18 protein-coding genes are annotated in these 18,643 nt (G+C 55.5%); 10 read left to right on the top strand and 8 right to left on the bottom strand.

Annotated features, from left to right (window positions below; genetic code table 11):
* The first annotated feature begins 599 nt into the window (after nt 1-599).
* The 9 genes from rpmH (at nt 600) to ELK40_RS22610 (ending at nt 8,119) form a co-directional block, all read left to right on the top strand.
* On the top strand, nt 600-740 hold the full coding sequence (rpmH, locus tag ELK40_RS22650; RefSeq protein WP_000831330.1) for a 50S ribosomal protein L34: 141 nt from the start codon (nt 600-602) through the stop codon (nt 738-740).
* A gap of 16 nt (nt 741-756) precedes the next feature.
* The gene (gene rnpA, locus ELK40_RS22645) at nt 757-1,116 is read left to right on the top strand and encodes a ribonuclease P protein component (protein ID WP_032640303.1); all 360 of its coding nucleotides are present in this window, start codon (nt 757-759) and stop codon (nt 1,114-1,116) included.
* Nucleotides 1,080-1,337, top strand: a complete 258-nt coding sequence (yidD, locus tag ELK40_RS22640; protein WP_001307474.1) for a membrane protein insertion efficiency factor YidD — start codon at nt 1,080-1,082, stop codon at nt 1,335-1,337. The genes rnpA and yidD overlap by 37 nt, the downstream gene beginning before the upstream one ends.
* Nucleotides 1,338-1,339: 2 nt before the next feature.
* Nucleotides 1,340-2,983, top strand: a complete 1,644-nt coding sequence (gene yidC / locus ELK40_RS22635) for a membrane protein insertase YidC (protein WP_127732700.1) — start codon at nt 1,340-1,342, stop codon at nt 2,981-2,983.
* A gap of 72 nt (nt 2,984-3,055) precedes the next feature.
* Entirely contained in the window at nt 3,056-4,420 is a 1,365-nt protein-coding gene (gene mnmE / locus ELK40_RS22630; RefSeq protein ID WP_127732698.1) for a tRNA uridine-5-carboxymethylaminomethyl(34) synthesis GTPase MnmE, read from the top strand.
* A 111-nt stretch (nt 4,421-4,531) separates the two neighbouring features.
* Nucleotides 4,532-5,707, top strand: coding sequence for an MFS transporter (locus tag ELK40_RS22625; RefSeq protein WP_127732697.1), 1,176 nt, complete (start codon nt 4,532-4,534; stop codon nt 5,705-5,707).
* Entirely contained in the window at nt 5,676-6,647 is a 972-nt protein-coding gene (gene yidZ / locus ELK40_RS22620) for an HTH-type transcriptional regulator YidZ (RefSeq protein WP_111964239.1), read from the top strand. Before ELK40_RS22625 ends, yidZ begins: the two co-directional genes overlap by 32 nt.
* Nucleotides 6,648-6,769: 122 nt before the next feature.
* Nucleotides 6,770-7,516: a phosphopantetheinyl transferase gene (locus tag ELK40_RS22615; protein ID WP_127732695.1), complete on the top strand. Its 747-nt coding sequence runs from the start codon at nt 6,770-6,772 to the stop codon at nt 7,514-7,516.
* 36 nt (nt 7,517-7,552) lie between these two features.
* Complete coding sequence (locus tag ELK40_RS22610) at nt 7,553-8,119, top strand: NADPH-dependent FMN reductase (RefSeq protein WP_127732693.1); 567 nt, start codon at nt 7,553-7,555, stop codon at nt 8,117-8,119.
* Between the two features lie 91 nt (nt 8,120-8,210).
* Here the strand turns inward: ELK40_RS22610 and adeP are convergent, their stop codons facing one another.
* Complete coding sequence (adeP, locus tag ELK40_RS22605; protein ID WP_164850665.1) at nt 8,211-9,548, bottom strand: adenine permease AdeP; 1,338 nt, start codon at nt 9,546-9,548, stop codon at nt 8,211-8,213.
* 165 nt (nt 9,549-9,713) lie between these two features.
* On the opposite strand from adeP, the gene yieH reads away from it, so the two are divergent.
* Nucleotides 9,714-10,379 (top strand): 6-phosphogluconate phosphatase, encoded by a 666-nt coding sequence (yieH, locus tag ELK40_RS22600; RefSeq protein ID WP_127732689.1) that lies wholly within the window; start codon nt 9,714-9,716, stop codon nt 10,377-10,379.
* A gap of 31 nt (nt 10,380-10,410) precedes the next feature.
* Here yieH and ELK40_RS22595 read toward each other — a convergent pair whose 3' ends face one another.
* The 7 genes from ELK40_RS22595 to glmS all read right to left on the bottom strand — a co-directional run bounded on the left by ELK40_RS22595 (nt 10,411) and on the right by glmS (nt 18,463).
* Nucleotides 10,411-11,559 carry an esterase gene (locus tag ELK40_RS22595; RefSeq protein WP_127732860.1) on the bottom strand — a complete coding sequence of 383 codons (1,149 nt, stop codon included), beginning with the start codon at nt 11,557-11,559 and terminating at the stop codon, nt 10,411-10,413.
* A gap of 161 nt (nt 11,560-11,720) precedes the next feature.
* Entirely contained in the window at nt 11,721-12,446 is a 726-nt protein-coding gene (gene phoU, locus ELK40_RS22590; RefSeq protein WP_008500182.1) for a phosphate signaling complex protein PhoU, read from the bottom strand.
* A gap of 26 nt (nt 12,447-12,472) precedes the next feature.
* Nucleotides 12,473-13,246, bottom strand: coding sequence for a phosphate ABC transporter ATP-binding protein PstB (gene pstB, locus ELK40_RS22585; RefSeq protein ID WP_008500183.1), 774 nt, complete (start codon nt 13,244-13,246; stop codon nt 12,473-12,475).
* Nucleotides 13,247-13,293: 47 nt separating this feature from the next.
* Nucleotides 13,294-14,184, bottom strand: a complete 891-nt coding sequence (gene pstA, locus ELK40_RS22580) for a phosphate ABC transporter permease PstA (RefSeq protein WP_111964235.1) — start codon at nt 14,182-14,184, stop codon at nt 13,294-13,296.
* A complete protein-coding gene (gene pstC / locus ELK40_RS22575; protein WP_023309793.1) occupies nt 14,184-15,143 on the bottom strand; it encodes a phosphate ABC transporter permease PstC in 960 nt (319 codons plus the stop codon). Before pstC ends, pstA begins: the two co-directional genes overlap by 1 nt.
* A gap of 128 nt (nt 15,144-15,271) precedes the next feature.
* Nucleotides 15,272-16,312, bottom strand: a complete 1,041-nt coding sequence (gene pstS / locus ELK40_RS22570) for a phosphate ABC transporter substrate-binding protein PstS (protein WP_008500186.1) — start codon at nt 16,310-16,312, stop codon at nt 15,272-15,274.
* A gap of 321 nt (nt 16,313-16,633) precedes the next feature.
* On the bottom strand, nt 16,634-18,463 hold the full coding sequence (gene glmS, locus ELK40_RS22565) for a glutamine--fructose-6-phosphate transaminase (isomerizing) (RefSeq protein ID WP_115876776.1): 1,830 nt from the start codon (nt 18,461-18,463) through the stop codon (nt 16,634-16,636).
* Between the last annotated feature and the right edge of the window lie 180 nt (nt 18,464-18,643).

Here is an 18,643-nt window from a genome sequence, read left to right as displayed (position 1 = left end):
GGCGGACTCCACTCGAACAATAAAAGAAAACTATTGAATATTCATGATTGTTGGCGCACATCGACATGACCCTGTGTAAAGGGGGACGTGCGAATTGCTATCTGCAATTTATCCTGACCAGGATCCTGGGATCCCGATCGGGACCGCGGATCATAGCCTAAACTGAGCCAGAGATCTTCTGTTTCTCACAGATTCTTCCCGATTTATCCACAGGAAGATCCAGAACCGGGTAAGTGTAAACGATCCTGGCGCGAGTGCCCCGCGATTTAGTCCGCATATTGGAAAAATTAATGAGCACAGACAATTTATTGCTTAAATGATCTAACGAAGATCCGGGACGATCCTTGCGCTTTGTCGGTGAGCCCGTATAATCCTCGACCCGGCGCGTGATGCTCATCTTCCTGCGTCGTCCGTTGCTCATTTTCCACGCGAAAACGTGCGGAAATACGCGGGAAATAAGGAAAGAGAATTGACTCCGGAGTGTACAATTATTACAATCCGGCCTCTTTAATCACCCACGCTGAGGCGTTAGTCGTTCGAAACTCGTTCGGGTATACGCAAAAGTCAGTGAATTTATTCAAGTTTAGGTAGAAATCGCCATGAAACGCACTTTTCAACCGTCTGTACTGAAGCGCAACCGTTCTCACGGCTTCCGTGCTCGTATGGCTACTAAAAATGGTCGTCAGGTTCTGGCACGTCGTCGTGCTAAAGGCCGCGCTCGTCTGACCGTTTCCAAGTAATAAAGCTAACCCCTGAGTGGTTAAGCTAGCATTTCCCAGGGAGTTACGTTTGTTAACTCCCGCTCATTTCACTTTCGTCTTCCAGCAGCCACTACGGGCTGGCACGCCGCAAATCACCATCCTCGGCCGCCAAAATTCGCTGGGGCATCCCCGCATCGGTCTCACAGTCGCCAAGAAAAATGTTAAGCGTGCGCATGAACGCAATCGGATTAAACGTCTGACGCGTGAAAGCTTCCGTTTACGTCAGCACGAACTGCCTTCAATGGATTTCGTGGTGGTGGCTAAAAAGGGGGTTGCCGACCTCGATAACCGTGCTCTCTCGGAAGCGTTGGAAAAATTATGGCGCCGCCACTGTCGCCTGGCTCACGGGTCCTGATAGCCCTCATTCGGGTCTATCAACGCCTGATTAGTCCGCTACTCGGGCCGCACTGCCGTTTCACACCAACATGCTCAAGCTACGGAATTGAGGCATTGCGCAGGTTTGGAGTGATAAAAGGCAGTTGGTTGACGGTGAAACGCGTATTAAAATGCCACCCTTTACACCCCGGTGGAGACGACCCCGTCCCTCCAGGACCCTTTGATACCAGAGAACACTAACGATGGATTCGCAACGCAATCTTCTTATCATCGCTTTGTTGTTCGTGTCTTTCATGATCTGGCAGGCATGGGAGCAGGATAAAAATCCTCAACCCCAGCAGCAGACCACGCAGACTACGACCACCGCAGCGGGTAGCGCCGCCGACCAGGGCGTACCGGCCAGTGGCCAGGGGAAACAGATTACGGTTAAGACCGATGTGCTTGAGCTGACAATCAACACCCGTGGTGGTGATGTTGAGCAGGCGCTGCTGTTGACCTACCCGAAAGAGCTGAAGTCTAACGAACCGTTCCAGTTACTGGAAACCACGCCTGAGTTTATCTACCAGGCGCAGAGCGGCCTGACCGGTCGTGATGGCCCGGATAACCCGGCTAACGGTGCGCGTCCACTGTATACTGTCGAGAATGACACCTTTGTGCTGGCTGATGGCCAGAACGAACTCGTTATCCCGATGACCTATACCGACGCCGCAGGCAACACCTTCACCAAAACCTTCACCCTGAAGCGCGGTGAGTATGCGGTGAACGTGGGCTACAGCGTACAGAACGCCAGTGCGAAACCGCTGGAACTGTCCACCTTCGGTCAGCTGAAGCAGTCCATCAATCTGCCGTCTCACCGTGACACCGGAAGCAGCAACTTTGCGCTGCATACCTTCCGTGGCGCGGCGTACTCCACGCCAGACTCGAAGTATGAGAAATACAAATTCGACACCATTGCCGATAACGAAAACCTGAACGTCAGCGCTAAAGGCGGTTGGGTGGCAATGCTGCAGCAGTATTTCGCCACTGCGTGGGTGCCAAATAACGACGGTACCAACAACTTCTATACCGCGAACCTGGGCAACGGTATTGCAGCCATCGGCTACAAATCTCAGCCGGTTCTGGTACAGCCGGGTCAAACCGGTAAGCTGGCAAGCACCCTGTGGGTCGGCCCGGAAATTCAGGACAAAATGGCCGCTGTTGCGCCGCACCTGGATCTGACCGTGGATTACGGTTGGTTGTGGTTCATCTCTCAGCCGCTGTTTAAGCTGCTGAAGTTCATCCACAGCTTCCTGGGTAACTGGGGCTTCTCCATCATCGTTATCACCTTCATCGTTCGTGGCATCATGTACCCGCTGACTAAAGCGCAGTACACCTCCATGGCGAAGATGCGCATGCTGCAGCCGAAGATTCAGGCAATGCGTGAGCGTCTGGGCGATGACAAACAGCGTCAGAGCCAGGAAATGATGGCCCTGTACAAAGCAGAGAAAGTGAACCCACTGGGTGGCTGCTTCCCGCTGCTGATTCAGATGCCAATCTTCCTTGCGCTGTACTACATGCTGATGGGTTCCGTTGAGCTGCGCCACGCGCCGTTCGCTCTGTGGATCCATGACCTGTCCGCACAGGACCCGTACTACATCCTGCCGATCCTGATGGGCGTGACGATGTTCTTCATCCAGAAGATGTCGCCGACCACCGTGACCGACCCGATGCAGCAGAAGATCATGACCTTTATGCCGGTCATCTTCACCGTGTTCTTCCTGTGGTTCCCGTCAGGTCTGGTGCTGTACTATATCGTCAGCAACCTGGTGACCATCATCCAGCAGCAGCTGATTTACCGTGGTCTGGAAAAACGTGGCCTGCATAGCCGCGAAAAGAAAAAGTCCTGATCCGATAAGTTAACGCTAAAATAAGGGCGGTCGATTGACCGCCTTTTTTATTTGTATTGAACGAGAGCAACCATGAGCCATAACGACACTATCGTCGCCCAGGCAACCCCACCGGGACGCGGTGGTGTAGGCATTCTGCGCATCTCCGGCCTGAAGGCGCGCGAGGTGGCCGAAGCGGTGCTGGGTAAACTGCCAAAGCCGCGCTACGCTGATTACCTGCCGTTTAAAGATACCGACGGCACGCCGCTGGACCAGGGCATTGCGCTGTGGTTCCCCGGCCCTAACTCCTTCACCGGCGAAGACGTGCTGGAGCTGCAGGGCCACGGCGGCCCGGTTATCCTCGACCTGCTGTTAAAACGGATCCTGACCCTGCCTGGCCTGCGCATTGCAAAGCCGGGCGAGTTCTCCGAGCGAGCCTTCCTCAACGATAAGCTCGACCTGGCGCAGGCAGAAGCGATTGCAGACCTGATCGACGCCAGCTCGGAACAGGCGGCCCGCTCCGCCCTGAACTCGCTGCAGGGGGCATTCTCCGCGCGTGTGAATCACCTTGTGGAAGCACTTACTCACCTGCGCATCTACGTGGAAGCGGCTATCGACTTCCCGGATGAGGAGATCGACTTCCTCTCTGACGGTAAAATCGAAGCCCAGCTCAACCAGGTGATGAGCGATCTCGACGCCGTTCGCGCCGAAGCGCGCCAGGGCAGCCTGCTGCGCGAAGGGATGAAGGTAGTGATTGCAGGACGTCCTAACGCCGGCAAATCGAGCCTGCTGAACGCCCTGGCGGGCCGTGAAGCGGCAATTGTGACCGACATTGCCGGTACCACTCGCGACGTGCTGCGCGAGCACATCCACATCGACGGCATGCCTCTGCACATCATCGACACCGCCGGTCTGCGCGATGCCAGCGACGAGGTTGAGCGCATCGGTATCGAACGCGCCTGGCAGGAGATCGAGCAGGCCGACCGCGTGCTGTTTATGGTGGACGGCACCACGACCGACGCCGTTAACCCGGCAGAGATCTGGCCGGACTTTATTGCCCGCCTGCCGGCCAAACTGCCGATCACTGTGGTACGTAATAAGGCAGACGTGACCGGCGAAACGCTGGGCATCAGCGATGTGAATGGTCACTCACTAATCCGCCTGTCGGCGCGTACCGGTGAAGGCGTGGACGACCTGCGCAATCATCTCAAGCAGAGCATGGGCTTTGACACCAGCATGGAAGGCGGCTTCCTGGCGCGTCGCCGTCACCTGCAGGCGCTGGAAGAGGCGGCTAACCACCTTGTCCAGGGTAAAGCGCAGCTGATCGGCGCGTGGGCGGGCGAGCTGCTGGCGGAAGAGCTGCGTCTGGCGCAGCAGAATCTGAGCGAGATCACCGGGGAGTTTACCTCGGACGATTTGCTGGGACGGATCTTCTCAAGCTTCTGTATTGGTAAATAATTCCCGCTAATATATGGTGATTTCCTCCTGGGAAATCACCATTGTCCAAATGGCAACTCGCCTAATCCCTTTTCACCCCCTATCCTGCATGCCTTCATCTATGGGGGGTTTATGGCGCGTTTTCTGTTTTGTAGTTTCGCTTTAGTTCTGCTTTATCCGTCAGGCATTGATATGTATCTGGTGGGATTACCGCATATCGCCCGCGATCTGGGCGCCAGCGAAGCGCAGCTGCACATCGCGTTTTCGGCCTACCTCGCGGGGATGGCGTCGTCGATGGTGTTTGCGGGGAAGATCGCGGATAAGGCAGGCCGTCAGCCTGTCGCTATCTCCGGTGCCATCGTTTTTGCCCTGGCGTCCCTTCTCTGCTCACAGGCGCAAAACAGCACCGTGTTTCTGACCGGGCGCTTTATCCAGGGCATCGGGGCGGGCGGTTGCTACGTGGTGGCGTTTGCCATTTTGCGCGACACTTTAAGCGCCCAGCGTCGCGCCAAAGTGCTGTCGATGCTGAACGGCATTACCTGCATCATCCCGGTGCTGGCCCCGGTCGTGGGCTATCTGATCATGCTGAAATTCCCGTGGCAGAGCCTGTTCTGGACCATGGCGGCGATGGGCGCGCTGGTGTTTATCCTGTCGATCGCCGTGCTGAAAGAGACCCACCCGGGCTCGCAGAATACCGGCCATACCGCAACCATTCACCCGGCAGAGAAGCTTCTCAACCGCTTTTTCCTCAGCCGTCTGGCCGTGACCACGTTAAGCGTGGCGGTGATCCTGACCTATGTAAACGTTTCCCCGGTTTTGCTGATGGAGACCATGGGCTTCGATCGCGGTCAGTATTCAACGGTGATGGCATTAACCGCGATGGTCAGTATGGCCGTTTCGTTTTCGACGCCGTTTGCGCTAAATGTTTTCAGCCAGCGCACATTTATGCTGACCTCACAGGTTTTATTCCTCGCCGCCGGCGCGATCCTGGCGACCACCAGCTCACATGCGGTCATGCTGGCGGGTATTACGCTGATTTGTGCCGGGTTCTCGGTTGGCTTTGGCGTAGCGATGAGCCAGGCGCTTGGCCCATTTTCGCTGCGGGCAGGCGTGGCAAGCTCGGTACTGGGGATCGCGCAGGTCTGCGGCTCGTCGCTGTGGATTTGGCTGGCGGCGGTCATCGGGCTTAACGCGCTGAATATGCTGATCGGGGTTCTGATTGGCTGTAGCATACTCTGCATTACCTTACTTATGGTCATCCAGCCCGCGGCGCACTATGAAGAAGCCCATCAGCAGTCTCGATCTTAACCTGTTGCTTTGCCTGCAGCTTTTGCTGCAGGAGCGCAGCGTCACCAAAGCGGCAAAGCGGATGAACGTGACGCCGTCGGCGGTAAGCAAATCGCTGGCCAAACTGCGCGACTGGTTCGAAGACCCGCTGTTTGTTAAAACGCCGCTAGGGCTGCTGCCGACGCCGCTGACGGTGAGTCTTGAGCAGGATCTGGCTGACTGGATGCAAATCGGCAACCAGATCCTCGATAAATTCCACCATGATTCTCCGGGCGGGCTGACGTTCGTGCTGGCAGCGGAAACGCCGTTGATGCTGATCCGCTTCAATGCCCTGCTGGAGCAGGTGAACCAGCGCTATCCGCAGGCTACGGTGAAAATGCGCCACTGGGATTACGACTCTCTGGACGCCATTACGCGTGGAGAGGTGGACCTGGGATTCACCGGACGCGAAACACACCCGCGATCGCGTGAATTGCTGAAGCTAATGCCGTGGTTCATCGACTATGAGATCCTGTTCAGCGACCGTCCGTGCGTGTATCTGCGTGAGGATCACCCCGCGCTACAGGATGAATGGAACCTCGAGACCTTTCTGCGCTACCCTCACATCAGCATCTTCTGGGAACGCAGCGACACCTGGGCACTGGACGAAGTGCTAAAGGAGATGGGTCGGGAGAGAAACATTGCCATGAGCGTGCCGGGCTTTGAGCAGTCGATGTTTATGGCAGCACAGCCCGGTCATAACTATATCGCCACGGCTCCGCATTACTGCCATCACTACAATGAACTCCACCAGCGGAAGCTGATCGCGCTTCCTATTCCCATTGACGAAGCGCAGGCTGAAAAACTCACCGTTCCCTTCACGCTGATCTGGCATAAACGGAACAGCCATAATCCGAAAATTCTATGGTTGCGGGAAACCATCAAGGCGCTGTACGGTGCGAGCGATCCAATTTTTGCCTAAGAAAATGTAAAGTTCGGTCCTAAGGCTTCTCTTACTCCCATTTACTGATTAAAACAGGAGTCAAGTTAAGCGATAATCATGTAACCGTTTAACCGATTACGACCATTATCAAGGAGCGAAAAATGGCTACGCACTTTGCAAGAGGGATACTTACGGAAGGACGTCTCGTATCGGCAAGAATTTCTTCAGCCTGTCACCGTGAAGCACTCGCTCTCCCGGAACACCGGAGGACGCGGTTTTTAGCGTCCAGAGCGCTTCTCGCAGAACTGCTGTTTATGCTGTACGGCACCAGCGAGCTGCCGGACATCATTACCCAACCCGAAGGCCGCCCGGTCTTTGCCGACCCGGATCTCCCTCGTTTTTCGATTGCCTACGCGGGCAATATCATTGGCGTCGCGCTGACCACCGAAGGGGATTGTGGGCTCGATATGGAACTTCAGCGCGCAACGCGCAGCTTCCATGGCGGTAACGCACATGAAGACTATCCGCTCTCCAGCAATGAGAAGCTGTGGGTACGCAACCAGAACGATCCTGTCGAAGCCCGAGCCCAGCTCATTACCCTGCGCCAGAGCATTCGTAAGCTCTGCGGATGCGCCTCAGACGACGCCAGCCTGCTGCAGCTGTTGCCTAGCTCCGGACGTCTGCGTGCCGCCCAGGCCACGCTGGTGGAGGCACTCAGTGACGCAGAGGATGTGCTCATTTGGTCCATTGCGGTTACCCCTGCCATTGAACGCATGAAAATCTGGGAATTTGACAGTCAACAGGGATGGCGTAGCCTTCCTGATGTGCCCGAGCGCGCCAACGAGCCCGCCGCACGCCTGATGCGTTTAACCAGTTTACCGGCAGAAAAAGTATTCACCCTTAGCTGATCCAATCAGGGTCATCATGATGAAACAGGAGTAATCATGTCTGATACGTTGAAAGTAGTTACGTTACTGGGAAGCCTGCGCAAAGGTTCATTTAACGGGATGGTTGCCCGCACGCTGCCACAGCTGGCACCGGCAGGTATGGAAATTAGCGCCCTGCCGTCTATTGGCGATATTCCGCTGTATGATGCGGACGTCCAGCAGGAAGAAGGGTTCCCGCATAGCGTCGAGGCGCTGGCAGAGCAGATCCGCCAGGCTGACGGCGTGGTCATCGTCACGCCGGAATATAACTACTCGGTTCCGGGTGGCCTGAAGAATGCCATCGACTGGCTGTCGCGTTTACCCGAGCAGCCCCTCGCGAGCAAGCCGGTGCTGATCCAGACCAGTTCTATGGGCGCTATCGGCGGCGCGCGCTGCCAGTATCATCTGCGCCAGATCCTGGTGTTCCTCGATGCTATGGTGATGAACAAGCCGGAATTTATGGGCGGTGTGATTCAGAACAAGGTCGACCCGCAAACGGGTGAGGTGGTGGATCAGAGCACGCGCGACCATCTCTCTGGCCAGCTGACGGCCTTCGGGGATTATATTAAGCGGGTAAAAGCCTGATAAAAAAGCCCGGTGGCGCTAGCGCTTACCGGGCCTACACTCGTCAGTAGGTCAGGTAAGCGAAGCGCCACCTGACACCACAAACCGCACCTTAGTGCGCGTCAATAAACACAATCTTCAGCACAAACAGCAGCGCCACAATGATGACGCAAGGGCTGAGGTCGCGGAAGCGGCCGGTACCGATCTTCATTACGCAGTAAGAGATAAAGCCCAGCGCGATACCTTCGGTAATCGAGAAGCTGAACGGCATCATCACGGCGGTAATAAACGCCGGCACCGCTTCGGTTAAATCATCCCACTTCACGCGCGACAGGCTGGAGGTCATCAGCACCCCCACATAGATCAGCGCGCCGGCCGCCGCGTACGGAGGCACCATGCCCGCCAGTGGCGAGAGGAAGATCACCAGCAGGAACAGAATACCCACCACAACCGCCGTCAGGCCGGTACGGCCGCCCACGGACACGCCGGAAGAGGATTCAATGTAAGCGGTAACAGATGAGGTCCCGATAAATGAGCCGGTCACTGAGGAGATACTGTCCACAAACAGCGCCTGCTTCATGCGCGGGAATTTGCCTTTATCATCTGCCAGACCCGCTTTGTCGGTCACGCCGATCAGCGTACCGGAGGAGTCGAACAGGTTCACCAGCATGAAGGAGAAAATCACGCCCGCCAGGCCCAGGTTCAGAGAACCCGCCAGATCAACATGACCAACAACGGTAGAAACGCTCGGTGGCGCGGAAACGATGCCGTTATAGTGAACGTCGCCCAGCATCCAGCCCAGCAGCGTGGTCACCACGATGGACACCAGCACTGCCGCGTGAATATTGCGGGAAGCGAGGATCGCGATGATAAAGAAGCCCAGCACGCCCAGCAGCACGTTATGCGAGGTCAGGTGACCGATGCTCACCAGCGTATCCGGGTTCGCCACGATAACACCCGCGTTTTTCAGCCCCATCATACCGATGAACAGACCGATACCGCTGGTAATGCCCACGCGCAGGCTCACGGGAATGTTTGCAATCATCCAGTAACGTACGCGGAAAATGGTCAGCAGCAGCAGGCCAACCGCGCCCCAGAAGATAGCGCCCATGCCCACCTGCCAAGGCAGACCCATCGCCTGAACAACCACGAACGCGAAGAACGCATTCAGGCCCATCGCCGGTGCCAATGCAACCGGCAGGTTAGCGAATACACCCATCAGAATGCTGCCAAAGGCGGCGATCAGGCAGGTGGTTACAAAGACGGCGCTGGTATCCATGCCAGCAACGCCCAGAATTTGTGGGTTCACAAAAACGATATAGACCATCGTCAGGAAGGTGGTGAAACCAGCGATCACTTCGGTGCGTGCCGTTGTGCCGTGCTCGCGCAGTTTAAAAACGCGCTCAAGCAGACCCTGACCAGATGTCTGGGTAGTGTGTTGTTGACTCATCATCAATTTCCGAACAAGGAGGGAAAATTCGTCGCTATCCTATACCAAAATGCGACAATAGTGGCGGTTACGTGATACTTTTTTCATTGATTTTGCTTATACGGCAACGATTGCGTCCCGGTGAACCGCCGTACGTAAACGTTAAACTTGTTAAAAGGGAAAGGCATGTCCGGAATTGAAGCGGTATTTTTCGACTGCGACGGTACGCTGGTCGACAGTGAGGTCATTTGTTCCCGCGCGTATGTCACCATGTTCCAGGAATTTGGCATTACTCTGGAACTCGAAGAGGTGTTTAAACGCTTTAAGGGCGTGAAGCTCTACGAGATCATCGACATCATTAACGAAGAACACGGCGTCGTTCTTGAGAAGGCGGCTCTGGAACCAGTGTACCGCGCCGAGGTTGCACGCCTGTTCGATTCGGAGCTGGAGGTGATTCCGGGCGCAAACGCGCTGCTGGATGCCATGTCGGTGCCAATCTGCGTGGTCTCCAACGGTCCGGTCAGCAAAATGCAGCACTCGCTGGGCAAGCTTGAGATGCTGCACCACTTCCCGGAAAAACTGTTCAGCGGCTACGATATCCAGCGCTGGAAGCCGGACCCGGCGCTGATGTTCCATGCGGCAAAAGCGATGAACGTTAACGTAGAGAACTGCATTCTGGTGGATGACTCGTCTGCGGGTGCGCAGTCGGGGATTGATGCGGGAATGGAGGTGTTTTACTTCTGCGCCGACCCGCACAACAAGCCGATCGATCATCCAAAAGTCACGACCTTCACCGATCTGGCGCAGCTACCCGCGCTGTGGAAGGCGCGCGGGTGGGATATTACGCGCTAAGCCGCCCCTCCCTTCAGGGAGGGCGACAGGTTTATCTGAAGAGCTTTTGAACAAACTCTGCATAGGCCGGACGCCAGACGTCCATTTCGTGATTCAGACCGGGGTACATCTTATAGTCGAATTTGATGCCCTGTTTTTCCAGCTCCGCTTTCAGACCGGCGATATCTTTGCCGGTCACTGAATCACGCTCTCCCACAACGACGGTGAAGTTATGCAGCTGCCGGTTAATGGCCTCCGGCTGCTTAAAGCGTGCGGCCACTCCTTCGTCAGGTACGGTTGTTGTGGTAACGCCGCTGAACGTTCCCAGCCAGCCGAAGTTCTCCAGATGATTCATCCCGGAGACCAGCGCCTGATAACCGCCCTGTGACAACCCCGCCAGCGCCCGGCCGTCAGCATCTTTACGCACGTTGAAGCGTGTATCCACCAGCGGAATAATCTCGCTCATCAGTTCACGATCTGCGGCTTTCGCATTGAGCGGGTAGAAAGACTTCCGTCGTTCTGCCGGTGGGAAGTTCTCGGGGATGGCCTCAGCGCTCTCCGTCTCGGTGTCGGGTACCACCACCAGCATCGGTTTGATTTTCCCCTCGGCCATCAGGTTATCCATGATTTGCGGCAGACGGACCTGGTCGATGGCCGAGAGCCCGGTATCCCCAAAACCATGGTAGAAGTAGAGCACCGGTAAGGGTTCCCCTGTGCCGTTGTAGCCAGGGGGAGTCCATACATAGACGCGGCGCTCTGACCTGAGCGACGGCGAGTGCCAGGTCAGGGTTGTGAGATCGCCATGCGGTACGGCGCGATCGTCGAGAATACTGCCCGGAACCAGAATCAGGCTGGTGTTCACCTGCCGCTGAGGTTTTTGATAGCGGCTTCCCGTGTCGACTGAACGGAAACCATCGATGTCGAAATAATATTCGTAGAGATTCGGGGCCATCGGCTCGCTTTTCCATGACCAGACGCCATTTTTCTCTTTCGTCATATCATGGGAAACCTGGCTTTCAGGCATTGACCCCGTCACCACGGAGACTCGCGTTGCACCGGGTGCAAACAGGCGAAACGTAATGCTTTTATCCGCATTAACCTGGGTCACATAGTGGCTGACCGGGGTAGTCTGGTCAGGTGTGACCGGCAACGGTGCGGCAATAACGTCTGTTCCAGTACCGATCCCGATGCTGATGGCCATCGCCAGACACGCTAATGAATTTTTCATATCCCATCCTTTGCTGTTTTTTTCGTCTCACGTTAGCGCGTTTCGAACGTCAGGCAACGGATGAAGGGGAAAATTGTGATTACACTAGAAATAACAACGCCGGTGAGTACCGGCGTTGTTATCAGATGACAGGATTACTCTTTCGGATCTTTACCAGCCAGCAGCTTATCCAGCTCGTCGCCGCCCACGTGACGGAAGTCCTGACCTTTCACGAAGTAGAAAATGTATTCGCAAATGTTCTGGCAGCGGTCGCCGATACGCTCGATGGAGCGCGCGCAGAACAGGGCGGTCAGTACGCTTGGGATCGTACGGGAATCTTCCATCATGTAAGTCATCAGCTGACGCACGATGCCTTCATACTCCTGATCGACCTTTTTATCTTCACGGTAGATACGCACCGCTTCGTCAAGATCCATTCGCGCAAAGGCATCCAGCACGTCATGAAGCATCTGCACGGTGTGGCGGCCCAGCGACTCCAGGCTGACCAGCAGCGGCTGGTGCTGCTGAGAGAACTTCTCCAGCGCGGTGCGGCAGATTTTATCCGCAACGTCACCAATACGTTCCAGCTCGGCGATGGTTTTGATAATGGCCATCACCAGACGCAGGTCGCTCGCCGTCGGCTGACGTTTCGCGATAATGCGCACGCAGGCCTCGTCGATAGCGACTTCCATCATGTTGACGTTTTTGTCGCCTTCAATGACGCGTTTCGCCAGCTCGCTGTCCTGGTTGTGCATCGCCGTAATCGCATCAGAAAGCTGCTGCTCGACCATACCGCCCATGGTCATCACCTGGGTGCGAATGCTTTCCAGCTCTGCGTTGAACTGGCCGGAAATGTGTTTATTAAGATTGAGGTTGTCCATGGTTTCTCCACATGCACTAAGGCAAATCAACCGTAGCGGCCAGTAATATAATCTTCGGTTTGTTTCTTCGCGGGCTTAGTGAAGAGATCGTCCGTGTTGCTGAACTCAATCAATTCACCCAGGTACATAAACGCCGTGTGATCGGAGCAACGTGCAGCCTGCTGCATGTTATGGGTCACGATAACCACGGTGTAATCCTGCTTCAGCTCGGTGATCAGTTCTTCAATACGACCGGTTGAGATCGGGTCCAGCGCTGAACACGGCTCATCCAGCAGCAACACTTCCGGGCGAATCGCAATACCGCGCGCAATGCACAGACGCTGCTGCTGACCACCGGAGAGAGAGTAACCGCTCTGGTGCAACTTATCTTTGGTTTCGTTCCATAATGCGGCCTTGGTCAAAGCCCACTGCACGCGCTCGTCCATATCGGCGCGGGAGAGCTTTTCAAACAGGCGAACGCCAAAGGCGATGTTGTCATAAATGGACATCGGGAACGGCGTGGGTTTCTGGAACACCATCCCCACTTTGGCGCGCAGCAGGGCGATATCCTGAGCCTGGGTCAGAATATTTTCGCCATCGAGGATGATTTCCCCTTCAGCGCGCTGCTCCGGATAGAGCGAATACATTTTGTTAAAGGTACGCAGCAGCGTGGATTTCCCACAGCCGGATGGACCGATAAATGCCGTGACCTGGTTCTTAGCGATATCCAGGTTGATGTTCTTCAGGGCATGGAATTTGCCGTAGTAGAAGTTCAAATCACGAACCTGAATCTTACCCGGGGCAGTATCAACCATACTCATTGACTCATTTCCTCATTCGGCGCCGCGAGCTGCCGCGCCGTAAAAAATTAACCGTGTTTCTTCTTCGCGAAAATGACGCGCGCCAGAATGTTCAGCAACAGTACGCAAAGGGTAATGATCAGCACCCCGGCCCAGGCCAGCTGCTGCCATTCCGCGAATGGGCTCATCGCAAATTTAAAGATCGTCACCGGCAGGTTGGCGATCGGCTGCATCATGTCCGTGCTCCAGAACTGGTTGGAGAGGGACGTAAACAGCAGCGGCGCAGTTTCACCCGCGATACGCGCAACCGCCAGCAGGATACCGGTCATGATCCCGGATACGGACGCCTTCAGCGTAATCGCAGAGATCATCTTCCATTTCGGCGTACCCAGTGCATAAGCCGCTTCACGCAGGCTGTCCGGCACCAGTTTCAGCATGTTCTCGGTGGTTCGAATCACAATCGGCACCTGCAGCAGCGCCAGGGCAATCACACCCGCCCAGCCGGAGAAGTGTTCCATCTGCGCTACAACAACGGTGTAAACGAACAGACCCACCACGATAGACGGGGCTGACAGCAAAATATCGTTAATGAAGCGAATCACTTCCGCCAGCCAGGATTTACGACCGTATTCTGCCAGGTAAATGCCCGCCATGATGCCCAGCGGCGTGCCGAAGACCGTCGCCCAGAGGATCAGCAACCCGCTGCCGGCCAGCGCATTCGCCAGGCCACCGCCCGCCGTGTTCGGCGGCGGCGTCATTTCGGTGAACAGCGAGAGTGACATTCCGTCAATCCCACGAACGATTGTCGAGAAGAGGATCCAGACCAGCCAGAACAGGCCGAATGCCATAGTCGCCATTGAGAGCGTCAGGGCAATGCGGTTTTTCATGCGGCGTCTGGCCTGCATCTTGCGGCGGGATTCCGCCAGTTCAGCGGTAGCTTGCATTTCGAGAGTGGCCATTAGCGTGCTCCCTCATTTTTAGCGAGGCGCATAATCATCAGCTTGGAAATCGCCAGAACAATGAAGGTAATAACGAACAGAATCAGACCCAGCTCCATCAGCGCCGCCACGTGCAGCCCGGATTCCGCTTCCGCAAATTCATTCGCCAGCGCCGAGGTAATACTGTTACCCGGCATGTAGAGCGACGCGCTGTCGAGCTGGTAGGTGTTACCGATGATAAAGGTGACCGCCATGGTTTCACCCAGCGCACGACCTAAGCCCAGCATCACGCCCCCGATCACCCCATTTTTGGTGAACGGAAGGACAATGCGCCAGATAACTTCCCAGGTGGTGCAGCCGATACCGTAGGCCGACTCTTTCATCATCACCGGCGTTTGTTCGAACACATCACGCATGACCGCCGCAATGTACGGAATTATCATGATGGCGAGGATCACACCTGCCGCCAGAATGCCGATACCGAAAGCCGGGCCAGAGAACAGGGCACCCACAAACGGAATGGCGGAAAGCACGTTACCGACCGGTTCCTGGAAATACGTGGCGAACAGCGGAGCAAAGATGAACAAGCCCCACATGCCGTAAACGATACTTGGAATAGCCGCCAGTAGTTCGATGGCAATACCCAGCGGGCGTCGCAGCCAGCCCGGCGCCAGCTCCGTCAGGAACAGGGCAATACCAAAGCTTACCGGAACCGCAATCAGCAGGGCGATGAACGAGGTTACCAGCGTGCCGTAAATCGGCACCAGGGCACCGTAGATGTCGTTCGGCGCGTCCCACTCTTTGGTCCACAGGAAGGAGAAACCGAATTTCTGGATGCTCGGCCATGAGGAGAAAATCAGAGACACGATAATGCCGCCCAGCAGCAATAGCACAATCAGCGCAGCCAGTTTGACCAGCGCGCTGAAAATCATGTCACCTTTTTTACCCGGAGGGTTAAATGCAGGCTTGGTTGCAGCCATAAATTACTCTTCTGTTTGAGACGTTTTTACGAATATGCCCGGTGGCGCTGACGCTTACCGGGCCTACAGCTTAAACCGTAGGGCGGGTAAGCGCAGCGCCACCCGCCATCTTCGTTAAATATATCCTGTTAGTACAGCGCTTTACCGCTGCTGTCTTTCACGTTGGTTTTCCATGCAGCACGAATCTGCTCAACCACGTTGTCCGGCAGGGTGGCGTAATCCAGAGCGTTAGCCTGTTTGCCGCCGTTTTTGTATGCCCAGTCGAAGAACTTCAGCACTTCAGCGCCCTGCTCAGGTTTCTTCTGCTCTTTGTGCACCAGGATGAAGGTGGTAGAGGTGATTGGCCATGCACCTTCGCCCTTCTGGTTAGTCAGATCCTGAGCGAAGGATTTGCTCCAGTCAGCGCCTTTGGCAGCGTTAGCAAAGTTCTCTTCGGTCGGGCTAACCGGTTTGCCGTCTGCAGACACCAGTTTGGTGTAGGACAGGTTATTCTGCTTCGCGTACGCATACTCTACGTAGCCGATGGAGCCAGGCAGACGTTGTACGAACGCGGCGATACCGTCGTTACCTTTACCGCCCAGACCGGTAGGCCAGTTAACGGTTGAGCCGGAGCCGACTTTAGATTTCCACTCTTCGTTCACTTTCGCCAGGTAGCTGGTGAACACGAAAGACGTACCGGAACCATCCGCGCGGCGAACCACGGCGATGTTCTGAGAAGGCAGCTTCAGGCCTGGGTTGAGCTTAGCGATCGCTTCGTCATCCCATTTTTTGATTTTGCCCAGGTAGATGTCACCCAGCGTTTTGCCGTCCAGCACCAGCTCGCCCGACTTCACGCCCGGCAGGTTGATCGCCAGGACCACGCCACCGATCACGGTAGGGAACTGGAACAGGCCTTCCTGAGCCAGCTTATCATCAGACAGCGGAGCGTCAGATGCGCCGAAATCAACCGTGTTCGCGGTAATTTGTTTCACGCCACCGGAGGAGCCGATACCCTGATAGTTAACCTTGTTACCGGTTTCTTTCTGGTAGGTATCCGCCCATTTGGCATACACCGGCGCAGGGAAGGTTGCACCAGCGCCAGTCAGGCTTGCTTCTGCAAATACAGAGAACGCGCTCAGAGATAAGGTCGCGGCGACAACAGTTGCGACAGTGGTACGCATAACTTTCATAATGTCTCCTGCAAGATTTTCATAAATCGTTGTTTAGTGGCTACGATGAGCAAAATAGGACAAACAGGTGACAGATAAATGTACGAATTATGACAGTTTTATGACAATGAAAATTTAACTTAAAATACCGCACAATAAAGCTTAATTTTCATCGTGTTAGCCACTTTTATGACAATACGTTTTCAGAAATATTTTCTTTATGTGACACTGAAAAAAGTAGCTGAAGATGACAAATTGTCATTATTAAAAACGAGACAGGATTGATTAAAAACAAACCGGGCGGGATAAAAAAGCTCCACCCGAGGGTGGAGCCTGAAGGGATTATTCTACGGTAACTGATTTCGCCAGGTTACGCGGCTGGTCAACGTCGGTGCCTTTGATCAGCGCCACATGGTAAGCCAGCAGCTGCAGCGGAACGGTATAGAAGATCGGTGCAATCACCTCTTCCACATGCGGCATCTCGATGATGTGCATGTTGTCGTTGCTGACAAAACCGGCATCTTTGTCGGCGAAGACGTACAGAACACCGCCACGGGCACGCACTTCTTCGATGTTAGATTTCAGTTTTTCCAGCAGTTCGTTGTTAGGTGCCACAACGATGACCGGCATATCCGCGTCAATCAGCGCCAGCGGGCCGTGCTTCAGCTCGCCAGCCGCATAGGCTTCAGCGTGAATGTAGGAGATCTCTTTCAGCTTCAGCGCGCCTTCCAGCGCAATCGGATACTGATCGCCACGCCCCAGGAACAGGGCGTGATGTTTGTCAGAGAAATCTTCCGCCAGCGCTTCGATGCGTTTGTCCTGAGACAGCATCTGCTCAATACGGCTCGGCAGCGCCTGCAGGCCGTGAACGATGTCGTGCTCAACGGACGCATCTTCACCTTTCAGACGCGCAAGCTTCGCCACCAGCATCAGCAGAACGGTCAGCTGCGTGGTAAACGCTTTGGTGGAGGCCACACCGATTTCGGTGCCCGCTTTGGTCATCAGCGCCAGATCGGACTCACGCACCAGCGATGAGCCAGGGACGTTACAGATGGCCAGCGAGCCCAGGTAACCCAGCTCTTTAGACAGACGCAGCGCTGCGAGCGTATCCGCCGTTTCGCCGGACTGGGAAAGGGTGATCATCAGGCTGTTACGACGCACCGCGGATTTGCGATAGCGGAATTCAGACGCGATTTCCACATCGCACGGCACGCCCGCCAGGGATTCAAACCAGTAGCGAGAAACCATACCGGAGTTGTAGGAGGTGCCGCAGGCCACGATCTGAATATGCTCGACCTTGGCGAGCAGTTCGTTCGCGTTTGCGCCCAGCTCGCTCAGATCCACTTCACCGTGGCTAATGCGCCCGGTCAGGGTGTTTTTGATGGCGTTTGGCTGCTCGTAAATCTCTTTCTGCATATAGTGACGGTAAGCGCCTTTGTCGCCCGCGTCGTACTGCAGATTCGATTCGATCTCCTGACGCTTCACCTGCTCGCCTTTAGTATCGAAGACGGTCACGCTGCGACGGGTCACTTCCGCGATATCACCCTCTTCGAGGAAGATAAAGCGACGGGTAACCGGCAGGAGCGCCAGCTGGTCAGAGGCGATAAAGTTTTCGCCCATGCCCAGACCGATAACCATCGGGCTACCGGAACGCGCGGCCAGAAGCGTTGACGGATCGCGGGAATCCATGATCACCGTACCGTACGCACCGCGCAGCTGAGGGATAGCACGGAGCACCGCATCACGCAGTGTACCGCCCTGCTCCAGCTCCCAGTGCACCAGGTGAGCAATCACTTCGGTGTCAGTTTCAGAGACGAAGGTGTAGCCGCGCGCTTTCAGTTCTTCGCGCAGCGGTTCGTGGTTTTCGATAATGCCGTTGTGCACCACCACGATGTGTTCAGACACATGCGGGTGCGCGTTACCTTCAGACGGTTCGCCGTGCGTCGCCCAGCGGGTGTGCGCAATACCGGTTCCCCCGTGCAGCGGATGTTCTTCCGCGGCCTGGGCCAGCATCTGCACTTTACCGAGACGACGCAGACGGGTCATATGACCTTCTGCATCGACGACAGCCAGACCGGCAGAGTCGTAACCACGGTATTCCAGACGACGTAAACCTTCGAGAAGGATTTCAGCAATATCACGCTGCGCAACTGCGCCAACAATTCCACACATAATTTTAGATTCCGAATTTAGGCATTATGCCTGCGTTGTCGCTGACCTGTATTTGCCCTTTCCGGGCGCCCCGAGCCTTGTAGAGAGTGGGGTTATTTTTATGGGTACTGCTTATGGGGGGAGGATTATATTATCCCCTCACCCCGGCCCTCTTCCCAAAGGGGCGAGGGAGAAAAACAC

The organism is Enterobacter sp. N18-03635, assembly GCF_004006055.1.
Taxonomy (GTDB): domain Bacteria; phylum Pseudomonadota; class Gammaproteobacteria; order Enterobacterales; family Enterobacteriaceae; genus Enterobacter; species Enterobacter vonholyi.
This window is presented reverse-complemented; position numbering and strand designations above follow the sequence as displayed.

Coding starts and splice junctions, on each gene's coding strand:
- rpmH (WP_000831330.1), top strand. CDS start 600: ATGAAACGCACTTTTCAACCGTCTGTACTGAAGCGCAACCGTTCTCAC.
- yidD (WP_001307474.1), top strand. CDS start 1,080: ATGGCGCCGCCACTGTCGCCTGGCTCACGGGTCCTGATAGCCCTCATT.
- yidC (WP_127732700.1), top strand. CDS start 1,340: ATGGATTCGCAACGCAATCTTCTTATCATCGCTTTGTTGTTCGTGTCT.
- mnmE (WP_127732698.1), top strand. CDS start 3,056: ATGAGCCATAACGACACTATCGTCGCCCAGGCAACCCCACCGGGACGC.
- ELK40_RS22625 (WP_127732697.1), top strand. CDS start 4,532: ATGGCGCGTTTTCTGTTTTGTAGTTTCGCTTTAGTTCTGCTTTATCCG.
- yidZ (WP_111964239.1), top strand. CDS start 5,676: ATGAAGAAGCCCATCAGCAGTCTCGATCTTAACCTGTTGCTTTGCCTG.
- ELK40_RS22615 (WP_127732695.1), top strand. CDS start 6,770: ATGGCTACGCACTTTGCAAGAGGGATACTTACGGAAGGACGTCTCGTA.
- ELK40_RS22610 (WP_127732693.1), top strand. CDS start 7,553: ATGTCTGATACGTTGAAAGTAGTTACGTTACTGGGAAGCCTGCGCAAA.
- adeP (WP_164850665.1), bottom strand. CDS start 9,548: ATGAGTCAACAACACACTACCCAGACATCTGGTCAGGGTCTGCTTGAG.
- yieH (WP_127732689.1), top strand. CDS start 9,714: ATGTCCGGAATTGAAGCGGTATTTTTCGACTGCGACGGTACGCTGGTC.
- ELK40_RS22595 (WP_127732860.1), bottom strand. CDS start 11,559: ATGGCCATCAGCATCGGGATCGGTACTGGAACAGACGTTATTGCCGCA.
- phoU (WP_008500182.1), bottom strand. CDS start 12,446: ATGGACAACCTCAATCTTAATAAACACATTTCCGGCCAGTTCAACGCA.
- pstB (WP_008500183.1), bottom strand. CDS start 13,246: ATGAGTATGGTTGATACTGCCCCGGGTAAGATTCAGGTTCGTGATTTG.
- pstA (WP_111964235.1), bottom strand. CDS start 14,184: ATGGCCACTCTCGAAATGCAAGCTACCGCTGAACTGGCGGAATCCCGC.
- pstC (WP_023309793.1), bottom strand. CDS start 15,143: ATGGCTGCAACCAAGCCTGCATTTAACCCTCCGGGTAAAAAAGGTGAC.
- pstS (WP_008500186.1), bottom strand. CDS start 16,312: ATGAAAGTTATGCGTACCACTGTCGCAACTGTTGTCGCCGCGACCTTA.
- glmS (WP_115876776.1), bottom strand. CDS start 18,463: ATGTGTGGAATTGTTGGCGCAGTTGCGCAGCGTGATATTGCTGAAATC.